Raw genomic sequence first — 18,822 nt, forward strand, 5'->3', positions numbered from 1 at the left:
TCTATCAGCCGATGCTCGAGGTGCTCTCTTACCTGCGTGCGAACGGCTTCAAGAATTATATCGTCTCCGGCGGCGGCATAGAGTTCATGCGCCCGTGGGCGGGGCGGATTTATGGCGTGCCGCCCGAACAGGTCGTCGGCAGCAGCATCAAGACGAAGTTTGAAATGCGAGACGGCAAGCCTGTTCTCGTGCGTCTGCCGGAGCTGAACTTCAATGATGACAAGGGGGACAAGCCCGTCGGCATCAACGAGCACATTGGCCGGCGGCCCATTGCAGCGTTCGGAAATTCCGTTGGCGACAAGGAAATGTTGGAATACACGCAGGGCGGCAGCGGCGCGCGGTTTGAACTTTTGGTGCTGCACGATGATGCGGCGCGCGAATACGCTTACGGCCCGGCCCGCAGTTTGCCTAACGTCAAACTGGGGGCCTTCACGCCGGCGCTTGATGAGCTTGCGAAGAAGAATGGATGGACCGTCGTAAGCATGAAGGACGATTGGAAACAGGTTTTCCCGGCCGGACAGAGCCAGGTCACGGCTATCGACATCCTGCTGGAGCCGGATGCCACGATGCTCCGACATGCCGAAGCCAGCAACGCCCGCCTGCTCAAAGTCTACCCGAAAGGGTTCGCCCTAGGTGCGACGCACACCCCGCACATCACAATGCTGCAGTGCTTCGTCCGCACGGCCGACCTGGACAAGCTTTATGCCGCAGAAGAAAAAGTTCTCGCCGCCAACGTGACAACGATGAAGTTGAAGGCCTTTAAATACTACTATGCCCCGGCCGGAGCTCTTGGCGTCGCGGGCATTGTCGCCAGGCCGATCCCTGAGTTGCTCAAGTTGCAAGCGGACATCATTGTCGCCGCGAGGCCGTTCACGGTGGAAACCGGTTCCGTCAGCGCGTTCACCGAGCCGATGGACGATCCCGCCAGCAACGCGGCCTTCATCCAATACGTGTCAACGTTCGTGCCGAAGATGAGCGGCGAGAACTTCAATCCGCACGTCAGCACCGGCGTCGCGCCGAAAGAGTACCTGGACAAGATGCTGGCCGAACCGTTCGAGCCGTTCACCTTCTCGCCGGCGGGCGCGGCCGTGTACCAGCTCGGCCCGTTCGGTACGGCGGCGAAGAAACTTAAAGAATGGGATTTGAAGCCTTGAGGCATTGAATATAGGAAAGAACGGGGTCCGAGGGGTCGATCGGATGTTAGTTTTTCACCTGAACCCCTTGCCTCTCGAATCCTTGAACCCTATTTTTAATAAGAGGGAATTGAAGAGTTCTACCGAACTTACTATGATCAAATACGTTTTTCTGACTTCTCTATGGTGGATTTTGACAATACGGAGAGATGGGTAAGGAGAGCTTCATATGACGCGAGCGGTCATTGGATTCATTGTAGCTGTTATATTGCTGTTTCATGACGTTGCGTCTGCATGCTCCATACAAAATAAAAAGGATGTACAGATCGGTGACAGCAAGGGAGTCACGGGCGTCTGCTCGAACAGCGGAGCGCCGATATCCTGTACTTTCGTCGAAGGAGAAGGGATAACGTGTGATGGTCCGGCAGGGAGCTACAACGGCGATGACCTGAACGCTCTCATCTTTTCGGCCTGCGGATGCAGTGCGCAGGAGGAGAGGGAGCTGAAGGAAAAAAAAGAATTGTAGAACGCGGTCAGCCGGCAGCCGGGTGTTCTGGTGCGGACCGGAGAGTTGCCGAACAGGCGTCTGACCCAATGGCTTGCCTGTTGACGTGCCGGCCCTGTGATGCCAACTGCTCGGGTCCGACAGAGAAAGAGAACAGGCGAGATACACTGCGAAAAATGAGATAAACTACGGTTAAGGAAAGGAGCATAGGATGAACTCTTTGACTCGCCGACTGCGAACAGTGATGGGACTGATCCTGGTGGTCGCGATGACGTTTGCGATCTTCACGGCCCCGGCGCAAGCACAATCCGTTACGCCTGCCGACCAGTGGACGTTCTCGATAACGCCCTACCTCTGGCTGCCGAACATCAACGGCACACTGAAGTACAGCGTTCCGCCGGGTGCCGGAGGGAGCCCGGAGGTCGAGACCGGACCGAACACCTATCTTCAGAACCTTCAGGCTGTCATCATGATCTCCGGCGAGGTTCGCAAGGAAAGGTGGTCAATGTTCACCGACATCATCTACCTGGACTTTGCCGATCAGAACAGCTCCGTCAAATCGATCAATTTCGGAGGCAATCTCGTGAGCTCCAGCCTGAACGTTGTGACCAGTTCTTCGCTAAGGGGCGCGACGGGCACGCTCGGTGCGGGCTACGCGGTCCAGGTCGGCCAGGCTGCGACGCTCGACGTTTTCGGCGGTCTGCGCTATTTCGGCCTCAAAGCCTCGGCCGACTGGCAACTTGCGGCGGTGGTCACCGGGCCGGGAGGAGGTCAAACGTTTCCGCGAGCAGGAGGGATCTCCGAGCGGGCGGATCTCTGGGACGGGATCGTCGGTGTCAAGGGGCGCGTTCGGCTTGGCAGCGGCGACTGGTCGATCCCGTACTACCTCGACGCGGGCACCGGTTCATCGACCCTGACGTGGCAGGGGATGCTCGGCGTCGCCTACGCGTTCAAGTGGGGCGGGGTGACGCTCGCTTACCGTAACCTTTACTACGACCAGAAGAACGACAAGCTCATCCAGAACTTCCGCTTCACGGGCCCGGCGCTCGGTGTGACGTTTCGCTTCTGATCCCCTTGACAGGCGGAAAGATGCCCGTCAGCTGTCTTTCTCCACGAGCTGATGCACATGCTCAGCAGGGAGGCCGGACCAGACAGTGAAGAACGAAACCTAAGCTGGAAAACTGAGCAGAACCCCGTGATATCCGCCGAGCAGGTCTCGGCCGGCCATGTCTCTCGTGCGAATGAATAAACGACTGAAGGAGGAGCAACATATGCAACGATCGATCTTTGCAGTGCCGACGGCGCTGGCGGAAATAATTGCGGTCCTTGTGACGCTGATGGCAGCGCCGCCAGCATTTGCGCAGACAGCAAACCCCTGTGCCAAGGACATCAAGCAATACTGCGGCTATGTCACACCGGGAGGCGGTCGCCTGGTCCGCTGCTACGAGGAGCATAAGGACAGCATGTCAGCCGACTGCAGGGCCTGGGCCGAAGGAGCGAAAGCAAACGCGGCTGTTTTGAAACAGTCGTGCTCCAAGGAGATAGACGATAACTGCAATTTCGAAAAAGGCGACCCGCTCGAGACGCTGGACTGCCTCCAGGGGCACTATCTCGCTCTATCGCCTGACTGCATAGCAAAGCTGAATGCATTCAAAGGCAGGTATCCCAAGCCGGTGAACTAATCACGGGAGATGTGACATGTACAATCAACCGCTCCCTGACGCGTCCCTCATAGCTTGTCCGCACTGCGATCTGCTGCAACGCCTCCCGGCGCTTGCGCGGGGCGAGTCGGCCCGGTGCCCGCGCTGCAACGATGATCTGTGGCGGCGTCATGAAGACCCGCTCAACACGCCGCTCGCGCTGACTATCGCGGCCGTGCTGCTCTACGTGGTCGCGAATGCCGTTCCCATGCTTGGGATCTCGGCGGTCGGGCGGGAGGCCTTCACCACGGTCATCGGCGGCGCAGTGCATCTCTGGGAAACCGGCTGGCGGAGCGTTGCGGTGCTGGTGCTCTTCACCGCCGTGGTCGCGCCGGGGCTCCAGATCGGTCTGATGCTGGCGATCCTGCTCGGGGCGCGTTCCGAACGCCCGCCGAAATGGGTGGGGACACTTCTCCGCTATTATCCGGACATCAGCGCGTGGAGCATGATCGAGGTGATGATCCTTGGCGTGCTGGTCGCGTTGTTCAAGATCGCGGATTACGCGAAGGTGACACCGGGCCTGGCACTCTACGTGCTGGGAGCGTTGGTCTTCCTCATCGCTGCGATCGAAGCCAGCTTCGACCCGCGGGAGGTGTGGGAGCGGGTCGAGTGGGCGGAGACCGCCGAACGGCGTGAAGCCGGCGGGAAGCAAATGACGGAGGTGACGTCGTGAGTACGGTTGCGGGCGCGGCCGCTTTGACGGCGATGCAGCAGGGGCTTCAGAGCTGCGAGTGCTGCGGACTGCTCTCGCGTCCGGCGCTGCGGAGGAACAAAGGGCGCTGCCCGCGCTGCGACCGTGAACTTTCCTTCCGGAAGCATGCCAGTCTCCAGCGGACGTGGGCCTTCCTGATCGGCGCAGCGATCTGCTACATCCCGGCCAATATCCTGCCGGTGGTGACGACGACCACGACCGCGGGAACCGAGTCCGACACCATCCTGCAGGGCGTCGTGCTGCTGTGGTCGCGCACCGGATGGCCTCTCTCGCTTATCGTGCTTATTGCCAGCATCATGATCCCGATCGGGAAGATAGCGGCTCTCGCCTACCTGCTCCTTTCCGTGCAGCGGGGCTCGATCAAGAACAACGGACAGCGCGTCCGGCTTTACCGGATGGTCGCGTTCATCGGACGCTGGTCAATGATCGATGTCTTCGTCGACACCTTCACCGCCTCGCTCGTGCAGCTGCAGCCGCTCATGTCGGTGGAGCCGGCGCCCGGCCTGGTCTTCTTCGCTGCGGTCGTGGTGCTGTCGATGCTCGCGGCAAAATCCTTCGATCCCCGTTTGATCTGGGATCCTGCAAGCTCCAGGGAGGTTTATCATGCCTGATGACGACACCCCAACCACACAGATACCCGAATCGAAAACGCTGGCCAGGAAGAAGACGCGCCTCTCCCTCGTCTGGATCGTTCCGATCGTGGCCGCTCTCATCGGTGTTTGGGTCGCCGTGACGGCGATCCTGAACCGGGGGCCGGAGATCACCATCGTCCTCCGGTCGGCCGAGGGACTCGGAGCGGGCAAGACCAAGATCCATTACAACGGCGTCGACGTCGGCACGATCAAGTCGATCCGTCTCACCGATGATCACCGGCACGCGATTGCCACCGCCGAAATGGCTCCGGGGACCGACGAATTTCTTGTCGAAGACACGAAGTTCTGGGTGGTCAGTCCGCGGGTATCCGGCGCCAGCGTGACGGGGCTGGGCACGCTCATCTCCGGCGCCTACATCGGCATGGAGATCGGCAAGTCACAGAAGAAACAGCGCGGATTCACGGCGCTTGACACGCCACCGGTGGTGACGGGCGACGTGCCCGGCCGCTTTTTTGTGCTGAAGACCGCGGACCTGGGCTCCGTAGACTACAGCACGCCGATCTATTTCAGGCGGCTGCGGGTCGGGCAGGTCGTTTCGTACGAACTCGACAAGGACGGACGTGCGTTGACCATCAGGGTATTCGTGAACGCTCCCTACGACCAGTACGTCACGCAGGATACGCTCTTCTGGCAGGCGAGCGGGATCGATGTGTCGCTCTCCGCGAGCGGCGTGAGCGTGGAGACCGAATCGCTCATGTCCCTGCTGATCGGCGGACTCGCGTTCGAAACACCCGCGACCGGTCCGGCGCTTCCGCCGGCTGAGGCAAACACGGAGTTCAGCCTGTACAACAGCCGCGCCGAGGCCTACAGGCCGCCGCCCAGGAATCCGCAGACCTACGTGCTCGCCTTCAGGCAATCGGTCCGCGGGCTTGCGCCGGGCGCACCGGTGGAGTTCCGGGGGATCCCTATCGGACAGGTGGAGGATGTGCACGCCGTGGCCGATACGAAGAATCTCGACTTCAGAATCCTGGTGACCATCAGCGTGGACCCGCAGCGGCTCGGGGTCAAGATCCATGGCCCTGGCGCGGGGGCTGGCGAGCGCAGCGCCGCCCACCGGCAGATGATCGAGGCGTTGGTGGCGGACGGTCTTCGCGCTCAGCTTCGGACGGGAAACCTGCTTACCGGGTCGCTCTATGTGTCGTTGGATTTTTTCCCTGATGCGCCGCCGTTCAAGGTGGACTGGTCTCAGTCTCCGGTGCGTCTGGGAACCATTCCCAGCAAGCTCGAAGGGATCGACGAGAATGTCGCCAGCATCATCAAGAAACTCGACGCGGTGCAGTACCAGGAGATCGGCGGTGACCTGAGGAAGACACTCGCCGGGGTTGATCGAACGCTCGCCAGCACGAACCGCGCGCTTGATGCCGCCGACAAGCTCATCGGACCGGACTCCGGACTCGACCAGGAACTGGCGAATACGCTTCATGAAGTGAAGGGCGCGGCCCGGTCCATCCGGTCGCTCGCAGACTATCTCGAGCGGCATCCGGAGTCCCTCATCAAGGGGAAGGGCTCCGCGAAAGGAGAATGATATGAGACGAGTTCTTTTCTGCCGCTCCGGTATCGTCGCCCTGGGCCTGACCATGGCGGTCCTGAGCGGATGCTTCGGCACCTCGCCGCCGGCACGGTTCTACAATTTGAGTTCACTGAGAAGCCCGGAACCGGTGCCGAGTTCCACGCCTGGCGGCAACATCGCGATCCTTGCCGTAGGTCCGATGATGGTCCCGGATTACCTGAACCGGCCGGAGATCATGACCCGCGCCGGCCGGAACGAGATGCGGGTGAATGAATACCGGCGGTGGGCCGGAAGCCTGGAGAGCAACCTGTCGCGCAGCATCATCGAGAACCTTTCCGTTCTGCTTCCATCCGAGCGCTACTCCGTTGTCCGCTGGCTGCCCTCGGCGCAGAGCAATGTTCCCATCAGGTACCGGTTCATGGTGGATGTGATTCGTTTTGATGCCGACCCCGGAGGCACAGTGCTCCTCGAGGCGGACTGGTCGGTCTACGGAATGGACAAGGAAGTACTGCTGATGCGGAAGTCCACCGTCAGCGGGAAGGTCAACGGGACCGAGTTCGAGGACGTGATAGCTGCCATGAGCAAAACGCTCGAGGAGTTGTGCCGCGATATCGCGTCCGCGGTTTCTGCTCTTGACAAGGGGCCTGCGAAGAATTGAACGACGGCGCACGTGGATATGTATGTCCCAGGACAATCCTGCATGATGCCCGATGCAGGATACGTGGCTCCATTCTGTAAATAAAACCGGGAGAATGAGAAGGATATGATCCACTTTGCGTTGAAAAACATCTGCAAGCCGATGAACGACATTGTCAGATCTCTCGCCATTCGCCGTATCGTGAGCGCCTCCCTGGTCTCTGCGGTCCTGCTCCTTTGGCCTCTCTTTGTCTCGGGACAGCAATTTCCCCAGTTGGCCACCCAGAAGGCTAAAGAACCAACGGCCTCGTCCCTGATAGGACTTCTCGGAACGGATGCGGACATCGACAAGGAAATCGACCGGATCAAGGCACAGGTCGACAAGCTCCTTGCGGAAAGCCTTGGCGCTGGCGTTGCCTCCGGGAACGCCCCGGTCCTGGGAGCAAGCCCTGATGAAGTGGGTAAGCAGGAGAGAGTAAAGAGTGAGCTCGTGATAGACCTGGATAAGCAGATAGACACGCTGAAAGAGCTGAAAGAAATAAGGAAGGATAATGCATCCTATGAACGGGAGCGGAAAACCTGGAAGGGCTTCGCAGAAAAACCTCCCTTCCCGATCGCATTTCTTGATGATATCCGGGATTCGCTGCTCTCCCAGCGGCTTGCACTCCAGTCGTTTGAACTGCGGCTTTCCCTGGCGAGGGCCTTATTCAAGAGGTTTGACGACGCCCTGAAGAAATCACGCAAGGCGCTCCGCCTTGCACAGGAAGCGAGCTCGCGGAGCGTCGGAACACCCCGGGAGCAGGGAAGCCGTTGGCTCCTTGATCTCGCGCAGCTGCAGAACGACCGGAACGAGACCGGCCTGGTGCTTGCTGAACTGCAGAGCCTGGCATATGAGACCGCGGTCAAGGGAAAGCGCTTGCAGATTGCATTTCTCGAAGAAAAGCTCAGGATAGCCGAGGCCACTTCGCTTCTCTCCAAGGAGGACGTTGAGAAAAAACTCAGCGAGCTTGACGGTCAACGCAGGGATATGGAGGAGGGGTTGCTCAGGGCGCAAAAGAGCGAGTCTGAACGGAGAAAAAAACTGGATGCTATCCGTGATGTCCTGAGCAGTCTGCCTGCGTCGGGGCAGGAAATGGCGCTTTCCCAGGGCCCCGTCAAGAAAATGATCCAGACGCTGGCGCCGGCCCGGGAAAGGAAACTTTCCCCCGCAGAACAGCTTCAGCTTCTCAGGCTTGACTTCGAAGCGGAGCAGGTCTTTGTCGAGACCTCGCGTCTGAAGGTCACCGCGTTCAAAGCGCGGATACAGTTTGTGAACGCCGCGGAAAAGGTCTGGCAGGACCGCTACTGGCTCACCCAGAAGCGGGACCTGAAGGAGATCCGGGAAAAGCAGGCAGAGGTGACCGAAGACCTTGCGCGTCTGGGACTTGTCAGGAAATTTGCCGATTCGAACCTGTCGAGCTGGATGAACCTCATCAAGAGCCAGAAGTACAGAATAGCGTCTCTGAGAAAATCCGACCCGGCGGCGAAGATCCAGGAGCTGATTCTCAGGGCATACGAAGAACGTCAGGACATCACCCTGGGGCTCATCGAGGGTCTCGGCAGCCTCGAGCGACTGATCATCGGCCTGAGCGGCGAGCTTTCCCGCCGAATCGACGAGGCATCATTCACCAGCCGTGTGAAGGAACGTTACCATATCGCGTATGCTTTCATCAAGGCGATCTGGAATACAGAGCTCTACGTCGCCACGGAAACGACTGTCGTTGAAGAGCGAAGTATCGTCAGGCCGGTCAGCGTCACGATCGGAAAGGTGGTGCAGGCTCTCATTATTCTCTTTATCGGCACCTGGATCGCCGGGAGGATCGGGAAGGTCATTCAATGGGCACTGACGACGCGGCTTCAGTGGGCAACAAGCAGCGCAGAACCTGTGGGGAAGCTGGCTTTCGGCGTGATGTTCATCGGCGTGTCTGTTGTCTCGCTCGTGACAGTCAATATCCCACTTGCGGTCTTTGCCTTTCTGGGCGGCGCCCTTGCCATCGGCCTCGGGTTCGGAGCACAGCACCTCATCAACAATTTCATCAGCAGCCTGATCCTTCTCTTTGGCCGTTCGGTCAGGGTCGGGGATATCGTGGAAGTGGATGGTCAGGGTGGACGCGTAACGAACATCGGCATGAGAAACTCCCGGATTCGCCGGTTTGACGGCATTGACATGCTTGTTCCGAACAGTCAGTTCATCCAGCACACCGTCACGAACTGGACGCTCTCGGACCTGATGATGCGCTATTCGGTCTCCCTCAGTGTTGCCTATGGCTCTCCCACGAGGGAAACGGAACTCTTGATCAGGAAGGCGATCGAAGGGAATCCTATGGTTCTGAAGGATCCTCCGCCGACCGTATTATTCGAGGAGTTCGGCGACGGTGCACTCCTGTTCACCGGCTATTTCTGGATTGAGCTGATATCGAACCGGGACAACCGTATCGCCGTCAGTGAAATACGGCATGAGATCAATGAACTCCTTGACAAAGCAGGCATCGTAATAGCCTTCCCGCAAAGAGACGTGCATGTAGATTCCTCGAAACCCCTCGAGGTGAAGGTCATAGCATCGGAGGCTCAGACAAAAGAGTAGCAGCTCGTCGGGTCTCTGGCGGGGGGCGGCCGGATCATAGTACAGCATGAGAGGAAATGACGCTTTTTGCGAAACGAGGTCACAATGAGGGCGGGATCACGGACCTTCTGAACACCGCGCCGGTTATGCTCAAAGCGAGGAAATCAACAAGCATTATCACAAATCATCATAATAACAATCGCGACAATAATAAGCATGTCTATTGATGTTTATGCTATATTAAATCAAGGTGTTTTATAACCTATTTTTCCATCCGGCCTTTGGATTCTTTATTCTATTTTCAATTCAGTCGTTTTACTACTATAGTTCTATCAATAACACTGATAATCTGGCAATGCGGCGACCTGATTCGCTATCGGCACTGTCGGCATCAGAGAAACTATTATAGAATAATTTTGAGTCCTACGACAGCCATAACCAAGGATGAAAGCAATGAATCATAAGGAAAAAGACCTGACTCAAGAGCTCAGTGAACGGCTTCGCTTTGAGACAATGCTGACGGAAATCTCGACGGGGTTTATCAATATACCCGCGGATCAGTTGGATCGCGCGATCCTGGACTCTCAGCGCCGCGTCTGCGAATGTCTCGATCTGGATCGCTCCACGCTCTGGCAGATTTCCAAAGAAGATCGGGACCATGTTCTGCTCACACATATTTATCAGCCGCCGGCAAGCCCCCAGCCTCCTGACCGCATGCAAGCAAAGGATTATTTCCCATGGTCACAGCAAAAGATGCTTGCCGGCGAGATTGTCGTCATTTCCAGGCTATCCGATTTCCCGCCGGAGGCTGGACGCGACCAAGAGACTTTCCGTCTCTACGAAACGAAATCGACCGTGCTGATTCCCTTGTCAGTAGGCGGCAGTGCGATAATCGGAGCGTTGTCCTTTGCCGCCACGAGGGGAGAGCGGCACTGGTCAGACCCGCTCATAAAACGGCTTCAACTCGTCGCTCAGATGTTTGCCAATGCGCTCGCCCGAAAAAGGGCGAACGAGGAGCTTCTCAATGTGGTGTCCGAGATAGACCTGTTGAAAAGTCGTCTTGAGGCCGAGAACGTCTATCTTCGTGAAGATATGAAAATGGTGCACAACTTCGACAAGATCGTCGGTCAGAGCGAGGCATTGCTGTATGTTCTGTTCAGGATGGACCAGGTGGCAGGCACCGATGCGACGGTTCTTATCCAGGGAGAGACGGGCACGGGAAAGGGAGTAGTTGCTCATGCCATTCATGGCCGGAGCCCGCGCAAGGACCGGCCCCTGATCACCGTGAATTGCGCCGCTCTTCCAGCCAACCTCATTGAGAGCGAGCTTTTTGGCAGAGAGAAAGGAGCCTTCACCGGGGCTCACGCCCGGCAGATGGGGCGGTTCGAAGTCGCCGACAGGGGAACGATCTTTCTGGACGAGATCGGGGAACTGCCCCTGGAACTGCAGGCAAAGCTGCTGCGGGTGATCCAGGATGGGGAATTTGAACGGCTGGGGAGCCCACACACCATGAAAGTGGATGTCCGGATCATTGTCTCCACCAGCCGGAATTTAACAGACGAAATTGACAAGGGCCGGTTTCGGGAGGACCTGTATTACCGGTTGAATGTTTTCCCCATCACCATTCCTCCGCTCCGGCAGCGGCGGGATGATGTCCCCCTTCTCGTCGACCATTTCGTGAAGAAATTCAACCGAAAGATGGGAAAGGATATCGAGACGTTGCCCCGGGAAACGATGAAGGCCCTTCAGGATTATTCATGGCCCGGAAACATTCGGGAACTGGAGCATGTGATCGAACGGGCTGTGATCACTACGCAGGGATCTGTGCTGCGTTTGGCAGAGAAGGTTGATTCCAGCCAGACCCGTGACCGAAAAAGTGGCCACATCAGCATCGCTGATGTGGAACGGGAGCATATTTTGAGGGTGCTGGAAAAAACCGAATGGCGCATCGAAGGAAATAAGGGTGCGGCCTCTCTCTTGGACCTGAACCCGAGCACTCTGCGTTCACGAATGCAGAAGCTGGAAATATCCCGTCCTGACCGAAAAACCGACCTTTAGTACTACTATATATACTTCATATACTTCATATACTTCTGCTCTCTCCCTCGAAAGACTGTGGCTGCCACGAAATACCGTGGCTGCGCACTGACAAGTCTTCCCACCCATTATGCATTCTTTCCTGGAGCATTAAATGTATTTCAAAGACTTACCAGGCTTGGATGCATGAGAAAACCTCAGGCACGATGTTTGTAATGTGTTCTTTGTTCTCCTCATTTCCCATTCAATGATAAGTATTGTGTGCAACAAGCTGGACATCGACACCGGAGACAGGCATGTTCCTTGAGGAGAGCCCATGCCGCATTGATCCGGATTGTCCTGGAACGAACAGCGGAGCCCCCGGAAAGTGCCGGATGTCAGAGGATTGAGATACTGAAGAATCTGATCAACGTGTGAAGAGGAAGGAGCGTGTCATGGTCACTACCTCGATTAGAATGACGGTGCCAAAGGAAAAGCGTCAGGAAGTGCTGCAGACGGTAAGTACGCTAACCGGAACGATGCGAAAGGAGATCGGCTGCCGGGCCTGTGATTTCTACATTGACACCGAGAACGCAGACACGTTTCTCCTGGTTGAAGAATGGGATGCCCAGGAGGACTTCGACCGCCACGTTCGCGCACCGGCATTCAGCGCGCTGCTCGGGGCAATGACGCTGCTGCACCAGAGGCCGGATGTCCGGATCAACTCGGTCGCGGAAACGGCCGGAATGGAGAAGATCAAGGCCCTGCGGGCGGCATGATCGGGGAAACTTGTCCTCCGACGGGGCGGTCAGGATCACAATCCTTTACGGAACGAGGGCGCGAAGCGAGGATCTGAAGAGAAGAGGGATCTCGTGAAGAAAGGAGCACAGAGATGGATTGGATCGTCAAGACCCTTCAGCAATACCCGGAGCTGGCGATCTTCCTGACGCTGGCTCTCGGCTACTGGATCGGCAGCTTCAAGTTCGGGAAGTTCAATCTCGGGGCGGTGACGGGTGTATTGCTTGCCGGGGTCCTCATCGGCCAGATGCACATCACCATTTCACCGAATGTAAAATCGGTCTTCTTCCTGATGTTCCTCTTTGCCGTCGGCTATGCGGTCGGGCCCCAGTTCTTCCGCGGCCTGAAGAGCGACGGTGTGCCGCAGGTCATTTTTGCAGTGCTCCAGTGCGTCGCCTCCCTGGCGACGGCATACATCGTCGCCAGGTTCCTGGGCTACGACGTCGGTGCTGCGGCGGGGCTCCTGTCCGGTTCCCAGACAATTTCCGCTGTGCTCGGCGTTGCCACGGACGCCGTCAATCAGCTCAGCATCCCGGCTGAGGAAAAGACAAAGTTCATAAACCAGATGCCGGTCGCGTATGCCGTGACCTACATCTTCGGCACCGCAGGCTCTGCGTGGCTCCTGGCGTCCATCGGGCCCAAGCTGCTCCGTGTGGACCTCCCGGCGGAGTGCAAGAAGCTCGAAGCCAAGATGGGCGGAACAGAGGCAGAGCCCGGGGTCATCAGTATGGCCCGCAAATTCGATGTGCGAGCCTACCGCGTGACCAATCAGAACCTTGTGAACAAGACCGTTGCGGAACTCGAAGCGCTCCCCAAGGAAGCGCGTGTCTTCATCGTGCGGGTCCGCCACGCAGGCGTGGTCATCGAACCGGAGCCAGCGACGATCATTCAGCACGATGACGTGGTCGCCGTGGCCACCCGGCAGGAGATTCATGTGGAGCGGGGGACCTTGATCGGACCCGAGGTCGACGATAGGGAGCTGCTCGATTTTCCGGCGGCGGCGCTCGACGTGGTGATAACGAACAAGTCTCTCGCCGGAAAGACCCTTGCTGAAGTAGCGGCCGACAAGGAAAAGGCCCGCGGCGTATTTTTACGAAAGCTCGTGCGTGGGGGACAGGAGATGCCCTTCACGCCGGGCACCACCCTTGATCGCGGCGACGTGCTGACCCTGGTAGGAGTCAAACGTGATGTCGAGCGGGTGGCAAAGGAGATTGGATACGCCGATCGTCCCACGAACATGACCGACATGGTCTTCGTCGGTGTGGGCATCGTGCTGGGCGGCCTCGTAGGCGCCCTGACGATCCGACTCGGCGGCATCCCCCTGAGCCTCAGCACGAGCGGCGGTGCGCTCATGGCCGGGCTCGTGTTCGGCTGGCTCCGGTCGGTGCATCGCACCTTCGGCCGAATCCCGGCGCCGGCGCTTTGGATCCTGAACAACGTAGGCCTCACCATCTTTATCGCCGTGGTGGGCATCAGCGCCGGCCCGAGCTTTGTAGCAGGCCTGAAAGAAGCCGGAGTGAGTCTGTTCCTCGCCGGCATCGTGGTGACCTCGGTCCCCCTGATCATAGGCGTGCTGATGGGCAAATATATCTTCAAGTTCCACCCGGGCATCAACCTCGGCGCCTGCGCAGGCGCCCGGACAACGACGGCGGCCCTGGGCATGATCGAAGATGTCGCAAAAAGCAAGGTGCCCGCCCTCGGATATACCGTTACCTATGCCGTCGGCAACACTCTGCTGACGATCTGGGGTCTGGTGATCGTGTTACTCATGGCATGATCTTCTTGCACGAGAAAGGAGCATTCTATGACAGTCAAGACCAGGAAGTCCAAGACGTCCCGCGCGGAGCAGAAGGAACTGCTCAAGCTGAGCCCTTTCGAGCTTAAGGACAAGCTCATATCGCTCGCCGCAGAGAGCGAACGGGAGAGCGACGCGCAGATGCTGAACGCCGGCCGCGGCAATCCCAACTGGATCTGCACCACACCGCGTGAGGCCTTCGGCACGCTTTTGCGGTTCGGCATCGAAGAGTCGAAGCGCGGCACCAGCATTCCCGATGCCGGCCGCATGCCGGAGAAGAAGGATATCGCGAAGCGCTTCGACGCATTCCTCGATACCAACAAAGCCGCTCCCGGAGCAAAGCTCCTCCGTGACTCCTTCGACTACGGCGTGAAAACGCTCCAGTTCGATCCCGATGCCTTCGTTCATGAGCTTACCGAGGGCATCATCGGCTGCATGTATCCGGTGCCGGACCGGATGGCGCGCTGCACCGAGCGGATCGTGCACGAATATCTCGACCAAGAGATGTGCGACGGGAAGCCGCCTGCAGGGAGGTTCGATATTTTCGCGGTCGAAGGCGGCACGGCGGCAATGTGCTACATCTTCGACTCCCTGATGCTCAATCACCTGCTGCGCCGCGGCGACACCATCGCGCTCGGCGTGCCGACGTTCACGCCGTACATCGAGGTCCCGCATTTCGACCGCTACGCCTTCAAGGTCGTGAACGTCGACGCGAGCACGGAATTGCGCAAGGACGGCACCCACACATGGCAGTACTCGGACAAGGAGATCGACAAGCTGGCCAACAAGCGCATCAAGGCGTTCTTCCTCGTCAATCCGAGCAATCCGCCGTCCTTTGCCATGCGTGAAAGCTCGCTCAAACGGCTCGTCAGGCTCGTAAAGACGAAGCGGCCCGACCTGATCATCATCACCGACGATGTCTACGGCACCTTTGTGCCGGGGTTCCGGTCGCTGATGGCCGAGCTGCCGCAGAACACCATCGGCGTCTATTCCTACTCCAAGCACTTCGGGTGCACCGGTTGGCGGCTTGGGGTCGTTGCCGTTCACCAGAACAACATCTTCGACAAAATGCTGGCGAAACTGCCTGCCAGGGACCGTGCCGTGCTCAACCGCCGCTACAGCAGCATTTCCCTCACGCCGGAGAAATTGAAGTTCATCGACCGAATGGTGGCGGACAGCCGCCAGGTTGCGCTGAACCACACTGCCGGCCTGTCGCTGCCCCAACAGGTCCAGATGGCACTGTTCTCCCTGTTCGCGCTGCTCGATAAGGCGAACAGCTACAAGACGCTCTGCCAGCTCATCGTGCGCCGGAGGTACCAGGCTTTCTGGGAAGGCCTCGCGATCCCGTCGCCGCCCGATGAGGACCGGGCATACTATTACGCGGAACTCGATCTCATGGTCTGGGCCGAAAAGGTTTATGGCCCCGATTTCGTGAAGTTCCTCAGGAAGAACTACGAATGCACGGACGTCCTGTTCCGCATTGCAGAGAAATCAGGCGTTGTGCTGATGCACGGCGGCGGTTTCGGCGGACCGGACTGGTCGGTCAGGGTGTCACTTGCCAACCTGCCGGAGGACACGTACCCGAAGATCGGCAAGTACCTCAGGGAGGCGGCAGAAGGCTACGTCGAGGAGTGGAAGGTATCAACGGCGAAAAAGAAGTAAATGGACCAATGTATGCTGTCAGTCAAATGTGACCAAACAGATAAAGGAGGGACTACCATGAACAGAACTGCATTGAACACGTTCAGGAGCGTTTTAATTGCAGTTGTCGCATTATTGCTGATCGCGTCGACTGCGCAGGCCAAGCCGAAGATAATGATCCTCGCCACGGGCGGCACCATCGCAGGCGCGCAGGCGAGCACGGCCGAGGCCGGCTACAAGTCAGGCAGTTTCTCCGTCGATGACCTCATCAAGGCGGTGCCCCAGCTCAAGGACCTTGCGGACATTTCCGGGGAGCAGGTGGCCAACATCGGCAGCCAGACCATGAACCACGAGGTGTGGCTGAAGCTCGCAAAGCGGGTCAATGAGGTGCTCAAGGGCGACGTCGACGGGGTGGCCATCACCCACGGCACGGACACGATGGAGGAAACGGCCTACTTCCTCAGCCTCGTGGTGAAGAGCGAAAAGCCGGTCGTCCTGGTGGGGTCCATGCGGCCCGCCACGGCTATCGGCGCGGACGGCCCGGCGAACCTCTATGACGCGGTCGCGCTGGCCGCCAATCCGGAAGCAAAGGGACGCGGCCCGCTTGTCGTGCTGAACGATGAGATACACTATGCCCGGGAGGCGCAGAAGACGAACAGCACGGCGCTGGACACATTCAAGTCGCCGAACCGCGGCCGCGCCGGCGTCATGAACACGGGCAAAGCCTATTTCTTCAACACCAACACCACTGTCCACACCACGAAGAGCGAGTTCTCCGTGGAAGGCAAGGCGGAGAAAGACCTGCCGTGGGTGGAGATCGTGTATTCGTATGCCAACTTCGGTCGTGACACCATCGACTTCCTTGTCAGCAAGGGGGTGAAAGGCATCGTGCTCGCCGGCGTGGGCGACGGGAACAGCACCGATACGGCGATCGCCGCGCTTGCGGAGGCGGCCAAGAAGGGTGTCGTCGTTGTACGTTCCACACGTGTGGGCAGCGGCCTCATCGTTCGCAATGTGGAAGTGAACGACGACAAACTGGGGTTCATTACCGCGATGGAGCTCAATCCCCAGAAGGCACGCATCCTGCTCATGCTTGGTCTTATGAAGACCAACGACCCCAAGAAGCTGCAGGAGCTTTTCATGAAGTACTGAGTCGCTGCGGCGGGTCCAACATTTCCTGACCCGGCCATGCCGGACGCTAAAGGCCGGAAGCGAAGGGCATATCTCGCGGAGCGTGCGGAGGACGCAGAGCATTAAAGCAATAACCGGAAGGTCTTCCATGGCTGATTGTTATCTTGATTTTCTCTGCGTGCTCAGCGTTTCCGCGAGATAGCTGGTTTGCCGCTTTGTTAAGAATTTGAATTGTTCGTTATTACGGAGGCCGGAGGCATGGACTATTTTGTGAAGGCTCTTCAGGACCATCCTGAGCTTGCCATTTTTCTGGCTCTCGCCCTGGGATTCTTCATCGGCCGGATCAAGATCGGGTCGTTCAGCCTCGGGAACGTGGTGGGCACCCTGCTGGCGGGCGTTGTCATCGGCCAGCTCGATGTCAAGGTCCCTGAGATCGTGAAGACCATCTTCTTCGACCTCTTCCTCTTCACGACCGGGTACAAGGTCGGTCCCCAGTTCTTCCGTGGGCTGAAGAAGGACGCCCTGTCCCAGGTCGCGGTCACGATCGTACTGTGCGTCACCTGTCTGCTTTCCGCCTTCACGGTCTCGAAGCTCCTCGGATACGACGTAGGAACAGCGGCGGGTCTGCTGGCCGGCGCCTTCACGGAATCCACGGTCATCGGCACGGCGAGCGACGCCATCAATCGTCTCAGCATCCCGGCAGGGGAGAAGACCCGGCTCATGAACAACATTCCGGTCGCCTACGCGGTCAGTTACCTCGTCGGCACCGCCTTTGTCGTGTGGTTCCTGTCGAGTTTTGCACCGAGATTGATGCGGGTCAACCTGCGGGAGGAGGGGAAAAAACTGCAGGCAAAGTTCTTGGGCGGAGAGGAGCAGGAGCCCGGCGTGCAATCCGCCTTCCAGAGCTTCGGGGTCCGGGCGTACCGCGTTACCAACGAGAGGCTCGTGAACAAGACAGTCTCGGAAATCGAAGCAATGCCCAGGGAGATGAGGGTCTTTATCTCGCGGGTCCGCCAGGGCGGCGAGATCATCGAGCCCGAGATGACAACGGTCATTCATCAAGGGGACGTGGTCGCGGTGATGACCCGCAACGAAGCCCTCATGGCGCGGGGCACCGAGATCGGCCCCGAAGTGGACGACAGGGCACTCCTCGATTTTCCCCAGGAGTTCCTGGACGTGGTGATCACGAACAAGGCCGTGGCCGGGAAGTCCCTCAGGGAGCTGGCTGCATTCGAGTTTGCCCGCGGTATCTTTTTGCAGAAGCTTTTACGCGTGGGAGAGCCGATGCCGTTCACTCCCGAGACCCGCGTTGACCGGGGCGATGTGATGATGATCGTCGGCGCAAGGCGCGATGTCGAACGGGCGGCGAAGGAACTGGGGTACGCCGACCGGCCGACGAGCGCCACCGACATGATCTTCGTGGGATCGGGCATCGTTCTCGGGGGGCTGGTCGGCCTGCTCTCTATAACGTTCGGCAAGCTGCCGATTTCCCTCACGGCGAGCGGCGGCGCGCTGGTCATGGGCCTCATATTCGGCTGGCTCAGGGCCGTGCGTCCGACCTTCGGCCGCATTCCGGAGCCTGCGATGTGGGTCTTCGACACGGTCGGGCTCACGACTTTCATTGCCGTTGTCGGTCTGGGGGCCGGCCCCAGCTTCATCGCCGGGCTCAAGCAATCCGGCATCAGCCTCGTCTTTGTGGGATTGCTGGTGGCAGTGCTGCCTCACATCACAGCGATCCTTTTCGGACGATACGTCTTGAAGATGAATCCCCTGATCCTCCTGGGCGCGTGCTCGGGAGCGGGGACGGTCACGGCGGCGCTGCGGGCAATCCAGGATGAGGCGCATAGCAAGATCCCGGTACTGGGCTATACGGTTCCCTACGCCATCGGGAACATCCTGCTGACGGCATGGGGCCCGGTCATCGTGGCCATGATGGCATGAGCGAAAAGGAAGCATGATGTGACAATCGGACCGGAAGTCGAAAGTGAGA

At 58.6% G+C, this 18,822-nt stretch carries 14 protein-coding genes; all 14 read left to right on the forward strand.

From position 1 onward, the window contains the following. Nucleotides 1-1,154: hypothetical protein (locus VL197_00865; protein HUJ16521.1), on the forward strand; the 1,154-nt coding region annotated here is incomplete at its 5' end. Nucleotides 1,155-1,849: 695 nt separating this feature from the next. Next, nucleotides 1,850-2,707, forward strand: coding sequence for a hypothetical protein (locus tag VL197_00870; GenBank protein HUJ16522.1), 858 nt, complete (start codon nt 1,850-1,852; stop codon nt 2,705-2,707). Between the two features lie 202 nt (nt 2,708-2,909). After that, entirely contained in the window at nt 2,910-3,320 is a 411-nt protein-coding gene (locus tag VL197_00875; protein HUJ16523.1) for a cysteine rich repeat-containing protein, read from the forward strand. Between the two features lie 16 nt (nt 3,321-3,336). Then, nucleotides 3,337-4,011 (forward strand): paraquat-inducible protein A, encoded by a 675-nt coding sequence (locus tag VL197_00880; protein HUJ16524.1) that lies wholly within the window; start codon nt 3,337-3,339, stop codon nt 4,009-4,011. Then, a complete protein-coding gene (locus VL197_00885) occupies nt 4,008-4,661 on the forward strand; it encodes a paraquat-inducible protein A (protein HUJ16525.1) in 654 nt (217 codons plus the stop codon). Before VL197_00880 ends, VL197_00885 begins: the two co-directional genes overlap by 4 nt. Next, complete coding sequence (locus VL197_00890) at nt 4,654-6,228, forward strand: MlaD family protein (GenBank protein HUJ16526.1); 1,575 nt, start codon at nt 4,654-4,656, stop codon at nt 6,226-6,228. Before VL197_00885 ends, VL197_00890 begins: the two co-directional genes overlap by 8 nt. Before the next feature lies 1 nt (nt 6,229). Further along, nucleotides 6,230-6,871, forward strand: a complete 642-nt coding sequence (locus tag VL197_00895; protein ID HUJ16527.1) for a PqiC family protein — start codon at nt 6,230-6,232, stop codon at nt 6,869-6,871. A gap of 105 nt (nt 6,872-6,976) precedes the next feature. Then, complete coding sequence (locus VL197_00900) at nt 6,977-9,472, forward strand: mechanosensitive ion channel domain-containing protein (GenBank protein ID HUJ16528.1); 2,496 nt, start codon at nt 6,977-6,979, stop codon at nt 9,470-9,472. A 432-nt stretch (nt 9,473-9,904) separates the two neighbouring features. After that, complete coding sequence (locus VL197_00905; protein ID HUJ16529.1) at nt 9,905-11,509, forward strand: sigma 54-interacting transcriptional regulator; 1,605 nt, start codon at nt 9,905-9,907, stop codon at nt 11,507-11,509. A 413-nt stretch (nt 11,510-11,922) separates the two neighbouring features. After that, on the forward strand, nt 11,923-12,246 hold the full coding sequence (locus VL197_00910; GenBank protein ID HUJ16530.1) for an antibiotic biosynthesis monooxygenase family protein: 324 nt from the start codon (nt 11,923-11,925) through the stop codon (nt 12,244-12,246). 113 nt (nt 12,247-12,359) lie between these two features. Further along, nucleotides 12,360-14,042, forward strand: coding sequence for an aspartate-alanine antiporter (gene aspT / locus VL197_00915; protein ID HUJ16531.1), 1,683 nt, complete (start codon nt 12,360-12,362; stop codon nt 14,040-14,042). Between the two features lie 27 nt (nt 14,043-14,069). After that, entirely contained in the window at nt 14,070-15,722 is a 1,653-nt protein-coding gene (locus tag VL197_00920; GenBank protein HUJ16532.1) for a bifunctional aspartate transaminase/aspartate 4-decarboxylase, read from the forward strand. 57 nt (nt 15,723-15,779) lie between these two features. Further along, nucleotides 15,780-16,853: a type II asparaginase gene (locus VL197_00925; protein HUJ16533.1), complete on the forward strand. Its 1,074-nt coding sequence runs from the start codon at nt 15,780-15,782 to the stop codon at nt 16,851-16,853. A 237-nt stretch (nt 16,854-17,090) separates the two neighbouring features. Next, entirely contained in the window at nt 17,091-18,773 is a 1,683-nt protein-coding gene (aspT, locus tag VL197_00930; GenBank protein HUJ16534.1) for an aspartate-alanine antiporter, read from the forward strand. The last annotated feature ends 49 nt before the right edge of the window (nt 18,774-18,822 follow it).

The sequence above is a fragment of the Nitrospirota bacterium genome, from assembly GCA_035516965.1.
Taxonomy (GTDB): domain Bacteria; phylum Nitrospirota; class UBA9217; order UBA9217; family UBA9217; genus MHEA01.

Bases quoted from the DNA above. Each gene is read 5' to 3' on its own strand.
- VL197_00900 (HUJ16528.1), top strand. From the start codon at position 6,977: ATGATCCACTTTGCGTTGAAAAACATCTGCAAGCCGATGAACGACATT.
- aspT (HUJ16531.1), top strand. From the start codon at position 12,360: ATGGATTGGATCGTCAAGACCCTTCAGCAATACCCGGAGCTGGCGATC.
- VL197_00890 (HUJ16526.1), top strand. From the start codon at position 4,654: ATGCCTGATGACGACACCCCAACCACACAGATACCCGAATCGAAAACG.
- aspT (HUJ16534.1), top strand. From the start codon at position 17,091: ATGGACTATTTTGTGAAGGCTCTTCAGGACCATCCTGAGCTTGCCATT.
- VL197_00925 (HUJ16533.1), top strand. From the start codon at position 15,780: ATGAACAGAACTGCATTGAACACGTTCAGGAGCGTTTTAATTGCAGTT.
- VL197_00875 (HUJ16523.1), top strand. From the start codon at position 2,910: ATGCAACGATCGATCTTTGCAGTGCCGACGGCGCTGGCGGAAATAATT.
- VL197_00895 (HUJ16527.1), top strand. From the start codon at position 6,230: ATGAGACGAGTTCTTTTCTGCCGCTCCGGTATCGTCGCCCTGGGCCTG.
- VL197_00870 (HUJ16522.1), top strand. From the start codon at position 1,850: ATGAACTCTTTGACTCGCCGACTGCGAACAGTGATGGGACTGATCCTG.
- VL197_00880 (HUJ16524.1), top strand. From the start codon at position 3,337: ATGTACAATCAACCGCTCCCTGACGCGTCCCTCATAGCTTGTCCGCAC.
- VL197_00905 (HUJ16529.1), top strand. From the start codon at position 9,905: ATGAATCATAAGGAAAAAGACCTGACTCAAGAGCTCAGTGAACGGCTT.
- VL197_00910 (HUJ16530.1), top strand. From the start codon at position 11,923: ATGGTCACTACCTCGATTAGAATGACGGTGCCAAAGGAAAAGCGTCAG.
- VL197_00920 (HUJ16532.1), top strand. From the start codon at position 14,070: ATGACAGTCAAGACCAGGAAGTCCAAGACGTCCCGCGCGGAGCAGAAG.